11 protein-coding genes are annotated in these 21,661 nt (G+C 50.7%); 2 read left to right on the forward strand and 9 right to left on the reverse strand.

The annotated features are described in order from the left end of the window. Positions 1–49: 49 nt before the first annotated feature. The 3 genes from ACEVG1_RS08525 to ACEVG1_RS08535 all read right to left on the reverse strand — a co-directional run bounded on the left by ACEVG1_RS08525 (position 50) and on the right by ACEVG1_RS08535 (position 5,836). A complete protein-coding gene (locus ACEVG1_RS08525) occupies positions 50–3,559 on the reverse strand; it encodes a PVC-type heme-binding CxxCH protein (protein WP_374743225.1) in 3,510 nt (1,169 codons plus the stop codon). An 89-nt stretch (positions 3,560–3,648) separates the two neighbouring features. Then, positions 3,649–4,782, reverse strand: coding sequence for a Gfo/Idh/MocA family protein (locus ACEVG1_RS08530; RefSeq protein WP_374743226.1), 1,134 nt, complete (start codon positions 4,780–4,782; stop codon positions 3,649–3,651). Positions 4,783–4,969: 187 nt separating this feature from the next. Beyond that, a complete protein-coding gene (locus tag ACEVG1_RS08535; RefSeq protein WP_374743228.1) occupies positions 4,970–5,836 on the reverse strand; it encodes a sugar phosphate isomerase/epimerase family protein in 867 nt (288 codons plus the stop codon). Positions 5,837–6,141: 305 nt separating this feature from the next. Here ACEVG1_RS08535 and ACEVG1_RS08540 point away from each other — a divergent pair, with 305 nt between their 5' ends. After that, positions 6,142–7,026 carry an AraC family transcriptional regulator gene (locus ACEVG1_RS08540; protein ID WP_374743229.1) on the forward strand — a complete coding sequence of 295 codons (885 nt, stop codon included), beginning with the start codon at positions 6,142–6,144 and terminating at the stop codon, positions 7,024–7,026. A gap of 1 nt (position 7,027) precedes the next feature. On the opposite strand, the gene ACEVG1_RS08545 is transcribed toward ACEVG1_RS08540, so the two are convergent. Continuing rightward, positions 7,028–9,418, reverse strand: coding sequence for a TonB-dependent receptor (locus tag ACEVG1_RS08545; protein WP_374743230.1), 2,391 nt, complete (start codon positions 9,416–9,418; stop codon positions 7,028–7,030). A 157-nt stretch (positions 9,419–9,575) separates the two neighbouring features. Here ACEVG1_RS08545 and ACEVG1_RS08550 point away from each other — a divergent pair, with 157 nt between their 5' ends. Further along, on the forward strand, positions 9,576–12,269 hold the full coding sequence (locus ACEVG1_RS08550) for a carboxypeptidase regulatory-like domain-containing protein (RefSeq protein ID WP_374743231.1): 2,694 nt from the start codon (positions 9,576–9,578) through the stop codon (positions 12,267–12,269). Positions 12,270–12,333: 64 nt separating this feature from the next. Here the strand turns inward: ACEVG1_RS08550 and ACEVG1_RS08555 are convergent, their stop codons facing one another. The 5 genes from ACEVG1_RS08555 to ACEVG1_RS08575 all read right to left on the reverse strand — a co-directional run bounded on the left by ACEVG1_RS08555 (position 12,334) and on the right by ACEVG1_RS08575 (position 21,635). Further along, entirely contained in the window at positions 12,334–13,344 is a 1,011-nt protein-coding gene (locus ACEVG1_RS08555; protein WP_374743232.1) for a hypothetical protein, read from the reverse strand. A gap of 27 nt (positions 13,345–13,371) precedes the next feature. Continuing rightward, positions 13,372–14,055: a hypothetical protein gene (locus ACEVG1_RS08560; protein ID WP_374743234.1), complete on the reverse strand. Its 684-nt coding sequence runs from the start codon at positions 14,053–14,055 to the stop codon at positions 13,372–13,374. Positions 14,056–14,176: 121 nt separating this feature from the next. After that, the gene (locus ACEVG1_RS08565; RefSeq protein ID WP_374743235.1) at positions 14,177–15,832 is read right to left on the reverse strand and encodes a RagB/SusD family nutrient uptake outer membrane protein; all 1,656 of its coding nucleotides are present in this window, start codon (positions 15,830–15,832) and stop codon (positions 14,177–14,179) included. A gap of 11 nt (positions 15,833–15,843) precedes the next feature. Next, a complete protein-coding gene (locus tag ACEVG1_RS08570; RefSeq protein ID WP_374743236.1) occupies positions 15,844–18,975 on the reverse strand; it encodes a SusC/RagA family TonB-linked outer membrane protein in 3,132 nt (1,043 codons plus the stop codon). A 404-nt stretch (positions 18,976–19,379) separates the two neighbouring features. Continuing rightward, positions 19,380–21,635: a DPP IV N-terminal domain-containing protein gene (locus ACEVG1_RS08575; RefSeq protein ID WP_374743237.1), complete on the reverse strand. Its 2,256-nt coding sequence runs from the start codon at positions 21,633–21,635 to the stop codon at positions 19,380–19,382. Positions 21,636–21,661: the final 26 nt, after the last annotated feature.

Raw genomic sequence — 21,661 nt, forward strand, 5'->3', positions numbered from 1 at the left:
TTGGATTCTCGAATGTCCAATGGCTTTTTTATGATTTACTAAGCAACGGCTATTTCGTCACCTTCATTACGCCATGCATAATGCGCCAATGGCCCGGGAAGGTACACACATACGGGTAATCGCCCGGTGTGTCGGGCACCGTAATCGTCAGTTCGTAGCGTTCCTCGGGGTTGACCAGCGGCGTGCTGAACAACACATCCGGCGTAGCGGGGATGTATTGCATTTCGACCCCGTTGGGCTGTTTGGCCAAGGCATCGGCGGCTTCACCGACTTTCTCCAAGCTTCCCGGTTTCAATATCAGCATGTTGTGCTGCATGTGATCGGGGTTTTCAAAGATGATTTTCAATGTCTGTCCCGCCTTGGCGGCGAAATTTGTCACATCGTATTTCATTTCGCCGATAACGGCCTTGATGGTAATGGTATGATCGGCCACCACCGTTTCGCCCTCCTCTGCGGCGTGCAGGTTGACCACAACGAGCCGCGCGTTTACCAACCCGCCCGTAAAGTGGAAATCATCGGGGTAATCGCCTACGTTGGGGAGCAGTTCATCCGTGCCCCATTGCTGCCTTCGATTATGCCCTACCCGGATAACCCCATCGGGTACCTTCGCAAATAAACCCGATGCCTTGCCTTCGGCAACCTGCCCCCCATCGATAGAAAGGGTCATTTTTCCGCCCGAAAGCAACGATGCCTTCACCTTGAACGCGCTGGGCAATGCATCGGTCGAATGGATGATTGTTTTGCGCCCTTGCTGGTTTACCTGGAAGTTCACCTTGCCATCTTTTATGTACACCGCGTACCCGTTCCTGCCATCGCCATGCGACAACAAGACACCTTCCACTAACGTGCGCTGCATCTCCGGTGACCGTACATCGGTGACAAAGCTGATTTCCTGGTCGGCAAAATCGGGGATTTGGCGCCCGCCAACCGTACCGCCACGTTCGGTACCCAACGGAAGCACCGACATGCTTTTGCCGGCAAAGATGCGCTCTGCCAGCGAACCATCGGTATTGGAGAGGTCGGGGTGACCGATCTGCTGATGATATTCGCCCATGAACGCTTGCCTATGCACAGCACCGGCAATCAGCAGGGCATGCGAAATCCATTTATCTGCTATGTTTTCGGGTTGCTGCACCGCCTCGAAAATCGCTTTGCCGATTTCAACCGACGGAGCCGCGTCCGACAGCGCCAGGAACGCGGCTAGGCGTACCCGGAGGTCGGCATCTTTGGTCACACCGGATGCAAGCAACTGTTGCACCACGCCATCGTGGGATATGGGGAGCGTCTGGACCGCCGCACGCCGTACACCGGCAGCCGGATGTCCCAATGCGTCGATAACCACGTCCAGGCTTTTCTGGTCAGCCCCATCCAGCAAACCCAGCCCATGTAGGGTCCATATCGCGTGTATAGCAGGGCCGTTGGTTTGCACGGCATCCAGCGACTGGTCACGGATCAGCTTATTCAGGTCGCCTGCCACTTCGGTATTGCCGGACTCGACCAGCAACCGCTGGGCCGTAAGCCGCCAGAACATATTGTCGTTTGCCAGCGCATCCACCAATGTACCCGGGCGCTCTTGGTTTAACTTCACAGGCTTATACCGTTTGGCATCTTCATGAACCAGTCGGTAAATACGTCCTTTGGTATTGTCGCGCAGGGGGTCGATATAAGCATTCCCCTCCCCGTTTTCAAAGCCATCCGGCGTGGGGTTGTGCTGGATAATGAAATTATACCAATCCAACACCCATACCGCACCATCCGGCCCTACTTTGGCGGCGACCGGGCCGAACCAGTTGTCGGAACTTGCCACCATGTTCCAACCATCGCCTTTTTCCTTAAACCCGGCACCTACCTGCTCAAGCACGTGGCGGTGTACCAACCTGCCCGTGGGTTCCGAGATAAAGGCTACCCGGTTCCAGTATTCCTGCGGAAACGCACGCGCGGTGTATAAGCTGTGCCCCGCAGCAGCGGTAAATCCACCATGCACGTCCACCTGCCTCAATTCCTTGGTAAGCACATGCATGCTATAGTGGCCATCGATCTTTTCAATGCCCCGTTCGCGCAACTTTGCCTTTTCGTAATAGCGCGCAGGGATAGCGAAGAAGTCGCTATGCTCATTATTGGCCGTGGATATAAACACGTCAAACTCTTCCGAAAAGCCGAGACCCCAGGTATTATTGGTTGTATTGCCCAAAAATTCGAAGTGCTCCGCGCCGGAGTCGAATTGGTATACCCCAGCACCAAACCTGAACGGCTGGCCGCCGATATTGCCCTCAAATCCCGAATAGCCCACGGTTCCCCATACCTTGTTGTCCAACCCGTATTGGAGATGCGATGGGCCGGCATGGGTATCAAACGTACCCCAGCCGTCAATCAGCACTTCACGAACATCTGCCTTGTCATCCCCGTCGGTGTCTTTGAGAAAAAGAAATTCCGGTGCCTGCGCAACGATGACGCCCCCATTGGCAAAGGTGAACGACGTAGGGATGTTCAACCCTTCTGCAAAGACGGTGAATTTATCTGCTTTGCCATCGCCATCGGTGTCCTCGCAGATTGTAATGCGATCGTCCCCTTTGCTGTTGTCGTTCCGCACCGTATTGGGGTAATCCACCGTCTCCACAATCCACAACCTCCCTTTCTCGTCCCACTCCATGGCAATGGGTTTCCTGATGTCGGGCTCGCTGGCAAAGAGTTCCAGCTTAAAGCCAACAGGTACCTGTATCAACGTTTGCGATTCTTCGGCACTGAGCGGCAATTGGTAACGGGGCGGCGGGTCGCGGCGCTCGTAGTTAGGCATGCGACCTTCCTCGTATTGTGGCTGGGCCACCGTATAGGCATCCATCTGCTGCACCGCTTTTTCGCCAACCGCCCAGCGGATACCGCTCTTGACCAGTTGGAGGAAACCCGGATTGCGGAACGTACGCTCGTCATGGCCAAAGGCCGTATAAAACACGCGGCCTTTCCCGTATTCCTTCACCCAGGTATAGGGTTCGCGCCCCGTACTGTCTACCCGCTCCATCAACACTACGATGTCATCGGCAATATGGTCGTGCACGTACGTTTCGTCCCACTCGGTCTCGAACGCAGCGACGCCTTCCATGGCCGGGTGGTCGGGTTTTACGATTTCCGCGGAAAACGCCCCACCGCCATGGCTCTTGAATTGCCCTCCGATCAGCGCTACCACTTCCGGCGAATTGCGGAAGCAATAGGAGGCCGAGTGCAACGGGATGAACCCTTTGCCCGATGCGACATAATCCAATAAGGCCTTCTCTTGGGTAGGGCTGATGGAATCGTGGTTGGCGTACAGAATAAGCCCATCATACCGCTGGAGGTCCTTCCGCGTCAGGTCCTCCGGGTCCACCGAATAGGTGATGTTTATCCCTTCGGGGAAATATTCCTGCGCGAGTATGCCAGCCAATAACTCCGAATCGTGATGCTTACTGGCATGGCCAAGGAAAAACAGTTCCAACCGCCGTGGCCCATCATCGCTACGCTGGCCGCCGCAGCCAAAAAACAGCAGCGGTAGCAAGACCAGCATGAGTAGTCTAATTAATCTTTCCATTTTATTGTTCAAAAGACGTTTATTGATTTATAAATATATATACATCCCTTCCTATTGGACGTTTTTTTCCGACTACAAACGGCGGACCATCAACGGCCCGCCAAGGTAAAGTCTGGCAGTGGGATAAGCTCTCCGCCCTTCAGTGCCGACTCATGCGCCAAGATGCCCACGCAGGTGATATTGGCCGACTGCCGCGCATTGGGGAACGGCTGGCGGCCTTCTATCAACGCGCTTACAAATTCATGCACCAGGTGTGGGTGTGATCCACCATGGCCCGCACCTTGGGTAAAGGACAGGTGCTGGTTGTCGTCCTCGTCATACACCCCCCCCGTGGTAAAATGTTGGATGGGCTTGGGCAGCAGATGGGCGTAGTCCGGGCACTCCACCTCCTCGGGTATCTCGTGCTCTTCCTTCTTGGCCGTGTGCACTACCAACGGATTACCTTCTATCAGTGGCCATTCCACGGCTTTCTTGGAGCCATACACCTCAAAACTTTCCCGGTATTGGCGGGCGGTGTCAAACAACGAGCGGTACACATGCGCACTCAAATCGGAATCCCGGAACTTGATGTGGGCTGTCTCTACAGCGAATGTGGAACCATAATGATGGTGCAGTTCCTCACGGATCGTGCCCGACCCGAAGCAGGATACGTATTCCGCCTCACTGCGCGTAAGGCCCAACACCGGTCCCACGCAATGCGTGGCATAATGCATGGGCGGCAATCCCGGCCAGTAATTCGGCCACCCGTCCATATCTTGTTGGTGGCTGGCTTTGAGGAATTGGATTTTACCCAATTCACCGTTTTCGTAAAGCTCTTTCATGAAAAGGAACTCCCGGGCGTAGACAACGGTCTCCATCATCATGTACGTCAAACCGGTCTCTTCGACCGCCTTCACAATTTGCCGGCATTCCTCCACCGTAGTAGCCATGGGAACGGTGCATGCCACGTGTTTGCCCGCGCGCAACGCTTTGAGCGATTGCTCCGCATGGTTTGGTATCGGCGTATTGATGTGTACCGCATCGACCTGATCATCTTTCAGCAGCTCGTCATAGTCGCGATACCGCTTTTCGATACCGAAAGCGTCGCCGATCTTATTCAAGCTTTCTTCATTGCGTTGGCAGATGGCATACATATTGGCATCGGGGTGCTGTTGGTAAATAGGGATGAACTCCGCGCCGAACCCTAAGCCGACAATAGCCACATTGATTGGTTTTTTGCTCATATTTTCTTTTTTGCTGTTTGCTATTTGCTGTTTACGTATTTATTACCTTATTACCTTATTACCTTATTACCTTATTACCTTATTACCTAAGGAACGTGGATGACGCGGATTAAACGGATTTGAGCAGATCAGTGGCTATCCAAATAATCTGTGCACCTGTCTCGGCTCAGACGAGATCCGCGTTCAATCAGTTACCTGTTATCCACTTCTTCAAAAATACGTGCCCATCGCTTGCGAATGCGTCCTGGCTTTCCGCAAGGTTACGCCAGATGCATACCGCCGCGGCCAGTTCCTTGTTCGCCGGGGTAAAACTCTCGATAGACACCACGCCTTGATAGCCGATGGCTTCCAGCCCGCGCCGGTAGGCATCCCAGCTGGCATTGCCCGTACCGGGCGTACCCCTGTAATTTTCGGATACCTGTACATGGATCAATTTCTCCCCCGACTTGACAATAGCTGCCTCGGGGTCGGGTTCCTCGATATTCATGTGGAACATATCGAGGCATATTTTCGCTGCCGGATGGTCAATGTCGCCGATGAGGCGGAGCACATCATCCACGTTATTGATCAAATCCGATTCGAAGCGGTTCAACGGCTCCAGCGCAATTTCCAGCCCCCTGTTGGCCGCACTTTCGCAAACGACGCGTAGATTGGCCACCGCCCGCTCCCACTCGATGGTTCGCTGTGCCGGCGATACCATACGCGCCTTTCCCACAGCCGAGTACATGGGCCCTGCAAAAAACCGGGAGCCCAGTGCACTTGCAATGTCGAGGCATGCTTCGATATATGCCAGGCCGGTACGTTGCAGCTGTTCGTCGTCGCTCGTTAAATCACGTGTTGGGCCAAATGCACCACATATAATCGCTTCCAACCGATTGGCGGCCAGCGCATCCTTTACCTTGGGAATATCAATTAATCCGGGGTCTTCCACAGCGATTTCCACGGCGCTATACCCAAGGGTGGCGATTTTTTCGAACAGGCCAGCGGCTTCTTCCGCACGGAACGGCGATGTCCACAACCATGTACTTACACCCAATTTAACATTTAATGCCATAGTTAAATAATACGGTTACTATTCGTTTGATTTTAAGCTCTTTCACCTCAACGATCATCTAACCAGCGAAAACACCTAGCTGAACACGCGGCCGAATATCATATTGGCTAATTGTATCTGCTAAGGTAATGGTTTACGCTGCTTCAGCACACCTATTAATTAACAAATATTGACTGTATTTTATCTAAATAACATCGAACCAGCGTGATTAGTGGATAATTAGCTAACATTTTCTTTACAATATATGGGAACATCGGCCGTTTATTTACTTTTGAGATGCCAATAGGACCAAATTAGGAGTTATCATGAATGTTGCGGTAAAAAAAACAGCTATCCAAAAAACCAGGATCCCGGAATCCAACATATTCTTCATCCGGGAGCTGCACGATAGGCATTTCGACCCCACGTGGCATGCACATTCGGAATACCAGCTTTTTCTGGTTGTCGAAGGCACGGGCACCAAATTCATCGGCAACACCGTAAAACCCTTCGATAGCGGCGACTTGACGTTCCTCGGACCGAATATCCCCCACCTTTGGCGTAGTGACGAATGCTACTTCGAGCCGCACAGCGAAAAGATCAGCCGCGGATTGGTTATCTATTTCAATGGGGCCGCTCTCGGACAGCTCATTGAGAAACAGGAATTTGACCAACTGAAAACCTTACTGGAAAAAATTCGGCGCGGAATGGAAATCCATGGGGAGACTGCCCGCCAAACGGCCGTGTTGATGCACGAATTGGTGCATTTGCATGGTATGGAGAGCGTCATCCACCTGTTCCGTATACTCGATTTACTTGCCCAAAGCAAGGAGTACCACCTATTGCACGATGACATGGTGCAATACAAGCTCAAAGATGTAGAAACAAACCGGATCAACATCGTCTACAACTATGCAGCCAAGCATTTCAGGTACAAGATTACCCTGGAGGAGGTTGCTGCGCTGCTGAATATGACACCCACGTCATTTAGCCGCTATTTTACCATGAAAACCAGCAAATCGTTCTCCTACTTCCTTACGGAACTCCGTATACGGAATGCATGTAAGCAACTCTCTACGGAAGAAGCGAAGACGATTGCACAGATATGCTACGAATCGGGCTTCAATACCTTATCTAATTTCAACAAACAATTCAAAACGTTCATCGGGATGACACCGACTGAATACCGCCAGAAATTCCTGACGCTCTAACCTACACCCCAAACCGCTTCCTTAGCGTGACCCCATAGGTAGCCGGACGTCCCAAATGCACGGCTGCAAACCCAAAATCGTATGCGTAGTCAGCATAGCGCTTATCAGCGAGGTTCTGCCCCCACAAGATGAGCTCGTATCCTTGAAAAGAGTAGCCTACATTGGCATTCAGCAGGCTATACGCTTCCTGCCCCAGTGTATTCTCTACGTTGAAGTACTGTTGACCAATGAACTTACCATACACGCCCAACTGGAACTGCTGCTGTTTGGACTTGCCGATTGGCAACACATATTGCGCACCGAGAAAGCCGGTCCAATCTGGCGTGAACACCGGGCGGTTGCCTTCCAATTGCACATTGCCGCCTTCGCCCGCGGTATTCAAATCGAGGTAACGGGCCCGGGTAAATGCCACGTTGCTCCAAAGGCTCACATTGCGCACTACTCGTGCGGTGGCTTCCAGTTCGAGGCCCATGCTCGCCATACGGCCAGTATTCTGCGTCACCGTGATGGCGTCGGGCAACACCAAGGTAGGTACCTGCGCGTTGTGTACACGGGTATAAAACGCGGCCACATTCACTTCAAGCTGCCTGTTCAAGAATGCATTTTTGGCACCAACCTCTATATTGTCGCTGTACTCCGGATCGAACGCCCGTAATGACGCTTCGCTGGGGTCGGATGAGAGTTGCGAAATACCTCCGGCACGGAAGCCCCGGGAGTAGCTGCCATATACATGGCTACGGTCGTGGAAGGCATATTTGGCGCTGAAGCTTGGGCTAAGTGCGTGGAAATCGGCAGAAGCCGACGTATCCGGTTGCAGCACCATTACGTCACCTCCATCGGGCTGGAATTCACCACGGGCGTCCAACGCCGCATGTTCGTAATCATAACGCAATCCCGCTTGGAGTTCCCACCCATTACCAAACCGGAATCCTAGTTGTCCGAAAACCGCTACGCCTTGGTTAATGGCCGAGTTGGTTAGAATACTGGTCGTATTCGCTGGTGCGCCCATCATCTCGGCCTGTGTGCCGAAGTGGGTGCCCTGCTTGGTGGGCGCATCTTGGTGGAATAGGAATGTCCCCGCCGTCCAATTAATCGGACTATTTTTCGACGGCGCCGAAGACAGCTTAAATTCCTGCGTAAACGCTTTCACGTTGTTCCAGTCTTTGCCATAATCATTCACAATGGAAACCATGTCTAATACTGAAAAATCCCCGTCAATCGGGTTCCGGTAGTACCGATGGTTTGATTGGAACGCAGACTGCGAACTGAAACTGATGGCATTGCCAAAGTGATTGATGGAGAGCGACGCGTTGCGCGACTCGTCAACCATGGTTGTCTTTGCGTCCTGACTTACGCGGAAAGGGGCTTTAAACGTTTCGTCCAGCCCCATGCTCAATGCAAACGCACCATCGTTCCTGTTGGAGACGTGTTTGAAATTGAGTGTCATCGCCCATTGGGTGTTTAGCAGGTATTTCAAGTAATAGTTGCCAAATACCGCATGTTGTTTGTCGTAATTAGCGTCGTCGTAGTTGGTATAGAACCCATCCAAGCCGTTGTATAACAACGACGCGCCAACGAACAGCTTGTCTTTTACAAGGGGTGTATGCAGTCCCGCCAGGTATCGTTGCTGTCCGTGGTTGCCCAAATTGATTTCGGTAAGGCCCGTGGTCTGATTGGTGGGTTGCTTGGTCACAATATTGATGACCCCGCCCATTGCATTCCGGCCGTAGAGCGTTCCCTGTGGCCCACGGAGTACCTCTATCCGCTCCACATCCTGCAAATAAGGGATGTAAGTATCCAGTCCGAATTGGTTTACCCCATCCACGTAAGTAGCCACCGCTTGGTTATAGGAAGTGGTGGTAATCCCGCGCAGTGATGCCACATTGCGGCCATCACCCGGATTGGCCATGTTGAGGTTCGGTACTACGGCCGTTACGTCCATGATGTTCCACATATACTGCTGCTCTACCGCTTTGCTGCTGACTACCGACAAACTCGCCGGGACATCATGGGGGTCGCTTTCCATTTTCTGCGCGGTAACGACCGCCTCATCCAAGCGGTGCTCAACACGGCCCAGTTCGACATCGACCGACAGGTTGCCCGCTACGATCACTTTATGGTTTTCGGTGGCATACCCCACAGCACTGACGCGCAACACATGGCTACCCGAAGGGACATTTGCGAGTACGAAGTTCCCCTGCTCATCGGTGGCGGTTGCCAAGGTAGAATTTAACACCTGTATGCTGGCCTTCGGTAATCCCTCATTATCGGGTGAAAGCACTTTACCACTTACCGTATACTGGGCCTGCGCAGCAATAGTTGCTACCACCACACATGCCATTACTAAAAACACACCGCGTAAAGACGCGCCAACCTTAGATATACTTATCATTCGTTTCCCTTGCTTTGAATTTTCTTTGAGACGTGGCGAAATTACTATAATTCCCGCTATAAATGCAAGTAACGATATCTTTATCAGCCCTTCTATTCCAACATAATTTCATATATTGGTGGCCTGACAAACCGTAGCTAATCATTTCAAAGCCGTTATGCGACTTCTTCTTCTAAGCATCTACTTCTTATTATTGTCCCATCTACTTGCCGCTCAAAACAATGGCACCATCAAAGGACTGGTGGTAGACGCAAACAAACAGCCGTTGGAAAAAGCAACCATCGCAGTTGTTTCGTTGAAGGACTCGATCGTGGTCACCTATTCCTTAACCGACAATGAGGGTAGGTTCAACCTAATAAAGATACCGACGTCGAAAAAGTTAGGGGTACATATCACCCACGTAAGCAGTTCGCCTTATAGCCATGAGTTTACATTACAGGCTGGCGAGACGCTTACACTTGACACGGTGCTGATGACCGGCGTAAACTTGGACGAGGTAGTGATAACGCAGGTAGCGCCCGTCCGGCTGATCGGCGACACGTTGGAATTTAAGGCTGATTACTTCAAGACCCGTCCCAATGCCAATGTGGAGGAACTGCTCCAGTTGCTACCGGGTCTCCAAGTCAATGTGGACGGTTCGATTTATTACCAGGGCAGGCAAGTTTCCGGCGTACGGGTCAATAACAAAGATTTCTTTACGCAGGACCTCACGATAGCGACACGCAACCTGGACGCTTCGTTGATCGATGCCGTGCAGGTGGTGAAAGACAAGGGTGAATCTAAACGGGAGATCCTGGACGACACGGATTTGCCCATCATTATCAACCTGAAGACAAAAAAGGAATTTGTGAAGGCCAACTTCGGGAAATTCTATGCCAGCGGCGGCACACGCGATCGCTATGAATCGGGCGCCCTCGTCAATACGTTCCGCGATACCTTGCAGATCAGTTTTATCGGCTATGCCAACAACCTAAGCCGCCAGGGCTTCGACTACAGCGAACTGGGCCAGTATGGTGGGTTGAACCGCGCAGAGAACAACTCGTTTAGTTACATGAGTTATGGTGGATTGCAAAACAAGGTTTCAATAGGCATAAACGCAAACTACGACATTGCCAAAAAACTGAAAGCCAATTTGATGTATACATTTGAGCAGCAGAATGATTACGTAGACAACAAAGGCATCAATTCGAACTTCTATGAGTCGATCACTGAAATCGCGAACAACCACCACCATGCTACGTATAAAAATTATGGGCATAATGTGCGAGCGTTTGCGAGGTACCGGCCCGATACCACCGCCACGGTATCGTTAGACGTCAATGTGGCATTCCGCCGGAACGTGAACGAAAACTACGGCAATTCGAACAGGCATCGGGATGAAGGCACGCAGGTGCAGGAGAGCGAAAACAACAACAACAGCTCCTCGGGTAACCGGAATCTCCGCTATAGCCTCTATGCAGAGAAAAAATTGCCCGCATCGAAAATACTCCTATCGTTCCAACAAAACACCAGCGTCCAGCGATTGGAAAACTCCAATAGCCGGAACTCCTTCAACCGGTATTACCTGTTTAACGACAGTACCGTTAACCAAGGGGTACTGGAACTAACCAACGGCGACAATGCTTCCATCAACAATCGATTAAACGTACAAGTGCCCATCCGCGAACAACTGAATTGGGATGTGTATACCCAGTATGACTGGCAATTGGATCGCAATATGGAGGACATAGACAGCAAAATAAATACAGATGTGTATGAAAGCAGAAACGACATCGCCAATAACAAGCAGGGGCGGTTTAACTTCCTGTACATCGGTACCCGCGTAAATGCTTCCTTATTTAACAAAAAGCTACAGATTACGGCGGGCATCGAACAATTGGACGTAAGCCGCAACTATCATTATTACGGAAAAGTAGCCGATTTGGACGATAGGCACCGTTATTGGTTACCTCATGCTTCATTGCGCTATGCCGGCCTGCAACTGTCGTACAACAAACAGGTACGGCTACCCTCCTTCTACCGAATCGTAGCGGTAAATTCAGACCTTTACCCTACCTCGCTGACCATCGCCAGCCCTTATTTCAACAACCAGTCGGAACAAACGGGGCGTATAAGCTATTACAAACGGTTTGCAAATGCCCACCTCAACCTCAACGCTACGGTAAACTACACGGTCTACGATTCCTCGATTGGCTCGAAAACGACGTACGATGTAAGCAGCTCCGAAAACACGCGAACCTATTACGAGGCCCCCGGAACCGCGCGCCTGTTTGGGTACGTCGGTATTAACAAACGTATCGCACAAAATAAGACATGGAACATCAATTGGAATGTCTCCGGGAATGGGTCGACGAGCGAATCGTACAGCATGGTGAATGGCGAAGAAAATAGGGCACAGCATTTATATGGCAATTTGAACAGCAGCCTTACAATAACCTACAAGACCAAATTTACGGTAATACCTACCTATGGGTTTGGCTTTAACAGGAGCAAGAATCAGCGGCAAACCGCTAATTTCCGCGACATCGAAAACGTAAACCATAGTATCGGCGGCATGCTGCGGTTGGACGACATCCGTAAGTTCCGTTTGGAAACTTCCTATACGGTGAGGAACCAACCCCAAAGCTTACGCAATGAGCGCACCAACTTGCATTTGGTGAATGCTTCGCTCTACTACCCCATCATGCAGCGGAAAGGGGAATTGAAGTTGACGGCTTTTGACATCCTCAATCAAAATCAAAATATTTCCATGGGGGGATATGGCAACTCCAACTATTACAATGAACAATTGACCTTACGGCAATATTTCATGTTGGGATTGGTGTATAAGTTCTTAGCAACTTCGAATTAAAGGTAAAAAACCCGCCACACTGTGTGCTGTGGCGGGTGAGTAACGTCCTTGCCCGTTTCGACTACTAGCTTCCCCCCACGCCGATAGGTGTGGTTAGCCTCGTGACGGAAGGAAGCCGAACGGTAACGACAAATGTACCTTCCATCAGTACCCGAAAATCGAACACTGGATTTACATTCAGATTTTGATATCCATCGATAATCGCAAACTGGTTGGGAATACGGTAATACATTTTGTACAACCAATCATATCCGGTTGCATCCACGTAGTTAGCCAGCGGAAAAGGGCCGACTTCAAAGTCACAAATCAGCGCGGTATCTGTTTCGATTACAGGGTTAAACTTCGCATACGTTTCAAACATCGGGCGATCGCCGCGTCTCACGACCTCACCATTGGCCGGATTGAAAGGATTGCCGTTTTTATCGACTATCTTAAGAATAACACGCGCACCATCCGTCGAAACACGCTCGCAAGATAACTGCGGCGCGGGGGTGTCGTAAAAGGTCTCCGAAGCATCGGAACCGGTTGCTGCCTGATAATTCACTTCAAACATGTCATCAATCGTCGGTTCAACCACTTCAATTTCGCCCATGTTTTCGAATAATCGGGTGGCTTTGGGATTGGTCATCTCGATATCAAAAGTGTAACTGCCCAACGGGAGATTGCTGGAAGAACGATTAAAGACCAACTGTCCGCTAACCTCATTAAACACCATGGGAGGTGTCATAACCACTTCCCGTTTGGCATCCAATAGGGCCACCGTGGTGTCGGTCTGCGCATTAAAGACCATCCCGCTTTTAAACATCTGCACCTCATATTCCGTAAAGAACTCTTCGGGCGCAGACTGCCCCGTTTCTTTATCGCGCAGGTTTAACAATTTGTAACTGAAGGGTGGCGTAGAACCATCTGTTTCAATCCGGTCGGAGGCCACATATGCCATCCCTCGCTGTACATAGATCGTCCCATTGACATACCGTACATTACCACTTAAAAACCCCTTTTCAATTTTTGAACAGGAATAACCGACAACAATAACGGTAATAAGTCCCAGGATAAATATGATATTCCGTTTCATATGAATTATTCTTTTTTATAAACCAAGTTAATTACCTGCGGTGGGCTCCCTGTTAAACATGAGCCGATGATTGTCAGACAAAACGTGCAACACTCCGGTAGTCGTAATGATGCCCGATGTTTGGCAATCGTACGATAAGTCCTGCTCTTCGTCTGAAATCACCATACCTTCCGGGAAATCGCTATCGAGCGTACCGGCAACGCGTGTGAAGTTCACATAATACACCCAATCGGTATACCCCCCGTTGGTCCGCCGCAGGCCGAGCATCAGTTGCACATTATCCTCGGGCCCGAATTTGCTCACGTAATAGGTCCCGTCCGTATTGAGCTGCTCCCGATGGATGGGTCCGTCAAACATGTACATCTTGAGCGAGTCCAACGCTTCCACCGCTATATCCCTTATGCCAAAGTCTATATTCTCATCGCCCAGCTCGATAATCTTCTTCTGCCGCTTTGCCGATACGTACGGAGCCACGCTGTAGTTTGTGCTGGCAAAAAAGGTGATATCGCTGTTTACCAAGTCCTTCATCCCCGCTCTATCGATGATAGCGACCAACGAGTCAAACTTCGGATGCGAGGCGAGGAAGTCATACGTCGTCATATCCACAAAAGGACTCGCCGTGCCACCATCATTGATATAGGCATCGCTTTCGCACGAAAGGTAGCTAGCAGCCAACGCGAGGAAAGGAATTATTAGATTAAATTTTTTCATCAGAATATTTTTTAAATGGTAATGAAGCCGACATAAATCATTCATAACCTTTTGTTTACGGCGATTCATGCAGGTTTCATTTTCTTTTAATTCTACACTTCAACAAAAATTTCCATTCCACTTAAATTTTACCGATCCAATAACTGGTCTGCGTCATGTTAAGGTTGTTCGTAAACAAAGCCGGTGCCACTGGCCAGTAAAATCCGCCTTGTCTAAACCGCGATTCGGAAAGCCAGGTAATAAACTGCGGATACTGTCTTGTGCGTATCAGATCGTAATAAAGATGGCCTTCAAGAAAAAGCTCCTTCCCCCGTTCGAGCGCGTACTGGTACATGGCTTCATCCTTCGTGATGTTTGCCGACAGTAGGGCTTCGGAACCGTTCCGGGTACGGAATCCATTGATAACGGTCACGGCATCGGCAATACGTCCTTGATACAGTGCAATCTCGGCCTCCAACAGCAACATGTCGCTATACCGGAACAGGATCAGGTTATTACTCAGGTACGCGGAATTAGCACTCCGGTATTCAACTTCGTGGTATTTGATACAAGTGGGTTGATCCAGCGAAAGGTCGGTGAAATTTTTGCGGTATCGCACATCTGCATTGTCGGTAAGCATAGCGGCCGTCACCTCGATACCATCGGGATATTCGTCGTTATAAACCGTTTCCCCTACCGTTGCGGCGTGGTCAATCCATTCCCACTGGTTGAGCGATGTGTTCCATACCCAGCCCCAGCCCCTATATTCTTTGGAAAAATGGGTGGTCAGGTACTCGGGCCGCACAAAAAAACGCGAATAGGTGGCGCTGTTGTAGCTGATATGTGCCTGCCGTAGAAAGTTGGAAGCAATGTGCGACGCAGATCCCTCCAAATGGTCTTCACTGGCGGCAAGCTCAAAAATACCCTCGGACGACTTCCCGATAAACGTCTGGTAATAATTTGCGGTATCCACCAAGCTGTAACCTCCGTTTTCCTTCAACGCGGTTATCGCCTGTTGCGCTTTGTCTACGTCTTCCATGATCGGCAGATCACTGGCCACATCGGTAGTCGTGGCTCGCCAGAGATACAGATGCGCAAGCAAGGCGTACGCCGATCCTTTGTTTGCGGTAACTTTTGCCTTGTCATTGTCTGTATATCCCCACTGCAACAATCCGGCGGCAGCGTTGCAGTCTGCTTCAATCTGTGCCATAATCTCGCCCTTCGGCGATCGGCCCAGGAAATCTTCATTGATCGGATCGGCGGAGGTGTTTAGTACCAGTGGCACATCTCCCCATGTACGCGTTAGGTAAAAATAGGCCAACGCCCGGATAAAATAGGCTTGTCCCATTACATCATCCAAAAACTCACGGGGATCCGCTTGGTCATCCAATAAAGACTCATCCATGTCATCTGCCCTTTCCAGCAACAGGTTACACATGGTAATCGTCTTATAGTATTTCGTCCAATCCCCATAGGATTCAATGTTGTATTGGAACGTGAAATCCCCGCTCTGGATACCTTCCAGCCCATCCCCTACGTATTGGATGGTAAAGTAATTCCCCGGTACGGCATCACCGTACATGTAGTACCGGCCTGCATTATTGAAGTTGCCGCTGGTCACCGCATCCCGCAACAGCGCGTAGGCCCCGGCCAACCCGCTGTTAACGTCGTTGCTTGATTGCCAAAACTCACCGACAAACGTGGAGTTCTTCGGTTCTTCTATTAAAAATTTACTGCATGATGCACTTACCACCAGCAGCACTGCACATAGACTTCTGTATATCAAGATATGTTTCATAATCATTCCCCCTATAACGTTATTTCCACTCCTATAGTAAACTTGCGTGGTATGGGAAACCCATTGCCATTGTATTCCCCGTACTGATTGACGGCTTCGGCATCCGGCAACTGTTTGGAGGCCTTCCAAGTGAGCGCATTGTCGAGTATGCCATAGACCCTGAACTGACCTATCCCCAACCTATCCAGAAACTGTTGCCCCAAACGGTAGGAAAGGATTACGTTTTTCAACCGGACATAGCTGCCGTCTTCTAGAAAGAAAGACTGGGCCGAAGTGTAATAGTAGCGATAGGTGCCAATATCGATCTTGGCATACTTGGCTTGATCATCCGATTGCATCCAGATATCATACTTGCTCAGATCAGGCAATGCCCTGCCGGCCATGCCCCCCACGTTGCCCGACGAGTTGGCGCCGAAGGCATCCGACTCATACAGGTTGAGCACATCCCGATCTAGCGTAAAGTTGATAAAAAATGAAAAGTCGAAATTTTTGTAACTGAAGCTATTTGTCCAGCCACCGTACCACTTGGGGTTGGGATCACCCATCGGAATTTTATCCGGGTTGATGCCGCTGTTGAAAACGTCCGTGAAAAAGTCACCGTCTACATCGCGGAATTGAAACATACCCTCGCCATAGGTACCGTTGCTATTGCTGAATAGTTCACCGGTATAGGGGTTTATCGGCACGTCATTCATATTGGCGTATACCCCCAAGGTTTCGTACAGGTAAAAAGCATTGATGGGGCTACCAATCGAAAGGATGTGCGACTTGTCAAACCGATCGCCAGACATGATGAGGTCCCTGCCTCCGTTGGGCAGGCTCATAATCGCATTCTTGTTGTAGGAGATATTGAAGTTTGTACGCCAATTGACCTTGCTGCTACGCGGAAGCGGGCTGGCACTGAGGATAAACTCCACGCCGGAGTTTCGGACACCTACCGAGTTGGTCTGCGCATAATCATACCCGGTGTTGGTGGGTAGTTGTACGGCAAACAGCTGGTTGGAGGTCTCTTTATTGTAAACGTCGGCAGAGAGGCTCCATTTGCCATTATACAAATCCAGGTCGGCACCGATATTCCAGCTCTCGCCCTTCTCCCAGGTAAGGTCATCTTGCGCTACCCCGCTGGTAAAATTGGGTGTAATGGCAGACACGCCATTATAGGAGCCGGCATTGGCCCCGGCGTAGCCCCCGTTATTGACCGAATAGAGGTTAAATGCAAGGTAGTTCTCCCGGGGTAGGTTGCCCGTGGCTCCGTAGCTTCCCCTTATTTTCAGCATGGATATGCTCGGGTGGTTTTCCAAGAACGATTCTTCGGATAGCAGCCAAGCCGCCGAAGCCGCAGGAAACCATCCCCATTGGTTATTCTTACCGAACCGCGACGATCCATCCGCACGGATGCTACCGGAAAAGATGTAACGGCTATCGAAATCATAGCTCAGCCGAGAGTAATAAGATACGAGGCCCCAAGCCTGGTAATCGGAAAAAGTCCCGATATTATCCTGCAGGAAACCCTGCACTACCTGGATTTGGTCAGACTGCCCGTAGTTTCCGGAAGACTCCATTTGTTCATACTTGTCGTGCTGGATATCCTGGCCGGCCAATACAGACAACGTATGCTTGCCGTACGTATCGTTATACGTTAAGTAATTGGAAAGCAAATAGTTTTCTTGCGCTGAAGACCACGCGTACACAAAGTTGCCCAGGTTGGCATTCAATCGGCTGGGGATGTTGTAGTTTCGTTTCCCTGTATTGTAATTGAACGAAGTTTGCGATACGAATTGCAACTCAGGCAGCAATTGCGCATTCACGTTGAAGTTCAAGCTCAATTGGTTGGTGATGTTATTGTCCAGATCGTCATCAAACCCATCGGTTAGAAAAGAAATGTAGTCTTCCGAAGGATTATATAGGGATGAAGGCATGTTGCCGGCGCTCAACGGAAATGGGCTGACGTCATTTTGATCGACATTTCCCCGTGCGCGATCCATATAGGTATAGGCGATGATGGGGTTAATGGTGAGCTTTTCCTTCAGCGCTTTGCTCACCAGATTAAGCCGTGTGGACATACGCTTGAAACCGGTGGCTTTCACTACGCCGTCCTCATCATAGATATTGGCACTGAACCGGTAATTGGAAGTACCACTGCCACCGCTTATACTCACGTCAGCATTGTTCACCAGTCCGCGCTGATAAAACAAGTCCTGCCAATTGGTATTGCCGTTGAACGCCGGATTCAAGCTATCCGTCAATAGATAGGTCAGGTTGGCTTGTTGGGCTATGGTCAGCTGGTTTTCGATAATTTGCATTTTCTGGCTCCGTTCGGCACTCCCCAAGGCAATGTCGCGCAGGTTGGGACGTACGGTAAGTCCGGTATAACCCGTAATCATGACCCGGGGTTCTCTGTTATCGCCTTTTTTGGTGGTGATCAATACGACCCCGTTGGCCGCCCGTGAGCCATATATGGCAGCTGCAGATGCGTCCCGCAATATTTCCACCGACTCAATATCGTTGGGATTGATACCCGCTAGGTAACTCGTACCCGTTCCGGTATTGAGGTTTGAGTATTGCTCCGTAGGCTGGGGAACGCCGTCCACTACGTAAAGTGGGCTACTGAGCACCTGTGCCTCATCATAATTGGAACTGATGCCCGTAGAACCACGCACATAGACTGTGGAGACCCCTCCGGGCGACCCGGAAATATTCTGGACATTGACCCCGGCCAAGCGACCCTGCAAGATAGACTCGAAACTGGCCGCCGGGATATTCTCCAACTCTTTGCCTGAGATGCTGGAAATCGCTGCCGTGTTCTTCTTCTTACTTACTGACTGATAACCAATTACTACCACCTCATCGAGCGAGCTCAATGATTCGTACAGCACGAAATGGATGGGCAAACTGCCATCTACGGTAATCGTTTCCGGGTCAAAGCCCACTACCTTGGCTTGCAACACCGCGCCTTGGGCCGCCTGGATGGAAAATTGCCCCTGATCATTGGTCTGCACCGAGTTGCTTGTGCCACGTACGGTAACGGAGGCCGCAGGCAACGGATCCCCGTTACCATCTTTCACCGTTCCGGTAATCGTTTGCTGCGCCATCAAGGAAACTGACAACAAGAGACCCGCGACGATTAGTAATGTTTGTCTCATAGTGTACATACTAAAAATGAATAAAAAATTGACTTACTGCTTTTGGTGCTCGGTGTTTCCGAACTACGGAAACGGGCTGTTGATTTTCTCATGCATATTTGCGGGATTGTTTCAAAGAATTAATTTAGTAACTCCAACACGTCAAACCCAAGCGTGCAATCCATGGCACACCGGCCCCCGCCATCAATTCGTCTTGGAAATATTGGTTAGCTCTTGATTACCAATGACAATTCAAACATAGAGAGGAAATCGGCTGCGAACAAACCGGATATTGGCCAACTTTTACTATTATTTAACCTTGATATAACCCGTATGTTACTTGAAGTATTAGTCTGTATGCAGGAAATGGCGGCACAATTACTAAGTGTACCGCCAGCGGGCCTTGTTACCGAGGATAGCCTTGATCAATCGCGGCCTTTTTGCCACGCCGGAGGGTCCACACCCAACAGGTGCTTCACGAAAAAGTCGCGCCGCTTCTTCTCGCCATACTCTCCACCCGACGTGTGCCCTGCCCCCGGTATGACCACCAATTCGTGCTCTTTGTCGGCTTTTATCAACGCATCCACCACCTGCATGGTCGATGCAGGGTCAACATTGTCATCCACCTCACCCACAATAAGCATCAACTTGCCTTCCAGTTTATGGGCATTGACCACATTGGAACATTCCGCATATTGCGGCCCGATGGGATAGCCCATCCACTGTTCATTCCACCACATCTTGTCCATGCGGTTGTCGTGGCAGCCGCATGACGATACGGCAACCTTGTAAAATTCGGGATGGAACAGCACCGCGCCGGCTGCGTTTTGGCCGCCGGCGGATGTACCGTATATACCTACCCGATCCAGGTCCATATACGGGTATTTCGCGGCGGCGGCTTTCATCCACAGGATCCGGTCAGGAAAACCGGCGTCCTTGAGGTTTTTCCAGCAAACATCGTGAAAAGCTTTCGAACGGTTGGACGTGCCCATACCGTCTATCTGTACCACAATAAAACCCAGTTCGGCCAGCGCTGCCATGCCTTGCTGCGTACCGAAGTTCTTGGGCACAAACGAGCCTTGCGGCCCTGCATATATATTCTCGATAACGGGATAGGACTTATCTGGGTCGAAATGGGACGGCCGGATGATCACCCCCCAGATGTCTGTGGTCCCGTCGCGCCCCTTCGAGTGGAATACTTCGGGATAGTTCCATCCGGTAGCCAACAGGGCACTGGCATCTGCTTTTTCCAACGCCAACAATACCTTGCCGTCATCCGTACGGCGAAGCACCGAAACCGGCGGCGCATCCACACGGGAGTACGTATCTACGAACACCGAATGGTCCGACGAAAAAGTGGCTTGATGGTTACCGTTTTCCGGGGTAAGTGCGGTAAGGCCCGACCCGTCGAAATTGACCCGATAGTATTGCACAAAATAGGGGTCCTGATCGGCCGCATGGCCGCTTCCAGTGAAAATCAGGTACCGCTTATCCTCATCTACGTGCACCACGCTGCGTACCACCCAGTCCCCTTGGGTTATCCGGTTTTTCACTTTGCCGGTATGGCCATCGTACAAGTAAAGATGGTTCCACCCGTCGCGTTCCGATGCCCAAATGATTTCCTTCCCGTCGCCGATATCCCTGCGGAAACGCTTGCCGCTGTAGTCGATAAACGTACGGCTGGTTTCAACAACCAGCGACTTTACGGCACCGGTCGACGCATCCATTGAAAAAATCTCGTACCGTTGATGGCCGCGCTGGTTGTATTCGAACGTAAAGGCCCGGCTGTCTTCGCGCCATTCGAGGCGCGATAAGCTGTATTGGTTGGGGATCAATTCCGGGTCGACCGCAAACGATTCTTTACTATCTACGCAGAAAAGCACCGGTTGATACTGAGGCAGGGCATCGCCGGGCTTCAGGTAATTGCGCTCCTGGAGGATCGGTTGCAATTGCGTACTCGGCGAAGATTCGACAAAGTATATTTTCCGCTGGGTATTGGGGCGCACTTTATTCACGGCCAGTTTTTTCGAGTCGGGCGACCAAGCGATGAATGGCGAATACGCATATCCCAACGCACCGTCGTAGCTCAGTTGGACTTCCCTCTTATTACCTTGCCGCTGACGCACATACACATTATAATTTTTGACATAGGCTACCCAATTGCTATCCGGCGACGGGATCTCCCTCGTTTCCCCTTCATTACGATCGCCCCAATAACCTTGCCTTCCCCACCGACGCGGCTCGGGCTTCCGACCGGTATCGCCAACTTCGTAATCAGCTAAATCAGCGCTCCACACTTTACTAAACGCATCAAATTCGATTTGGTCGCTTCCCTTGTAGGCGATGCTGCTAAACGGGAGGCTATCGGCTTTGACAACTTCACCGCTGGCCAAGGCCAGGGCAGCGGCTACCTTCGCATGGTCAAATGCCTCCTTTTTCGTCCGTTCGTCGGCATCGACCAACATAAAACGGCGTCCTTCGGGCGTGTTGTTCACGTACCAAAGCCGGTGCTGACCTTCCAGCCATGAAAAGCTATTGGGCGAATAAAACACCTTGTTGCGGGTCGTTTCCCCAAAAGCGGCAGCCCGTTTGTAATCGGCGGCGGTTCCCTGTCCTCGGGCGTCCCCGAATACCGCCAAGCAAATAACGATGAGGTTGAAGTAAGATAAATTTAGTTTCATGATATCGTTTAATTTAGTCGGTAACA

Origin of the sequence: Parapedobacter sp. 2B3 (genome assembly GCF_041925275.1) — a bacterium.
Classification (GTDB): Bacteria; Bacteroidota; Bacteroidia; order Sphingobacteriales; family Sphingobacteriaceae; genus Parapedobacter; species Parapedobacter pyrenivorans_A.

Coding starts and splice junctions, on each gene's coding strand:
- ACEVG1_RS08525 (WP_374743225.1), bottom strand. CDS start 3,559: ATGGAAAGATTAATTAGACTACTCATGCTGGTCTTGCTACCGCTGCTG.
- ACEVG1_RS08550 (WP_374743231.1), top strand. CDS start 9,576: ATGCGACTTCTTCTTCTAAGCATCTACTTCTTATTATTGTCCCATCTA.
- ACEVG1_RS08530 (WP_374743226.1), bottom strand. CDS start 4,782: ATGAGCAAAAAACCAATCAATGTGGCTATTGTCGGCTTAGGGTTCGGC.
- ACEVG1_RS08540 (WP_374743229.1), top strand. CDS start 6,142: ATGAATGTTGCGGTAAAAAAAACAGCTATCCAAAAAACCAGGATCCCG.
- ACEVG1_RS08570 (WP_374743236.1), bottom strand. CDS start 18,975: ATGAGACAAACATTACTAATCGTCGCGGGTCTCTTGTTGTCAGTTTCC.
- ACEVG1_RS08565 (WP_374743235.1), bottom strand. CDS start 15,832: ATGAAACATATCTTGATATACAGAAGTCTATGTGCAGTGCTGCTGGTG.
- ACEVG1_RS08560 (WP_374743234.1), bottom strand. CDS start 14,055: ATGAAAAAATTTAATCTAATAATTCCTTTCCTCGCGTTGGCTGCTAGC.
- ACEVG1_RS08575 (WP_374743237.1), bottom strand. CDS start 21,635: ATGAAACTAAATTTATCTTACTTCAACCTCATCGTTATTTGCTTGGCG.
- ACEVG1_RS08555 (WP_374743232.1), bottom strand. CDS start 13,344: ATGAAACGGAATATCATATTTATCCTGGGACTTATTACCGTTATTGTT.
- ACEVG1_RS08535 (WP_374743228.1), bottom strand. CDS start 5,836: ATGGCATTAAATGTTAAATTGGGTGTAAGTACATGGTTGTGGACATCG.
- ACEVG1_RS08545 (WP_374743230.1), bottom strand. CDS start 9,418: ATGATAAGTATATCTAAGGTTGGCGCGTCTTTACGCGGTGTGTTTTTA.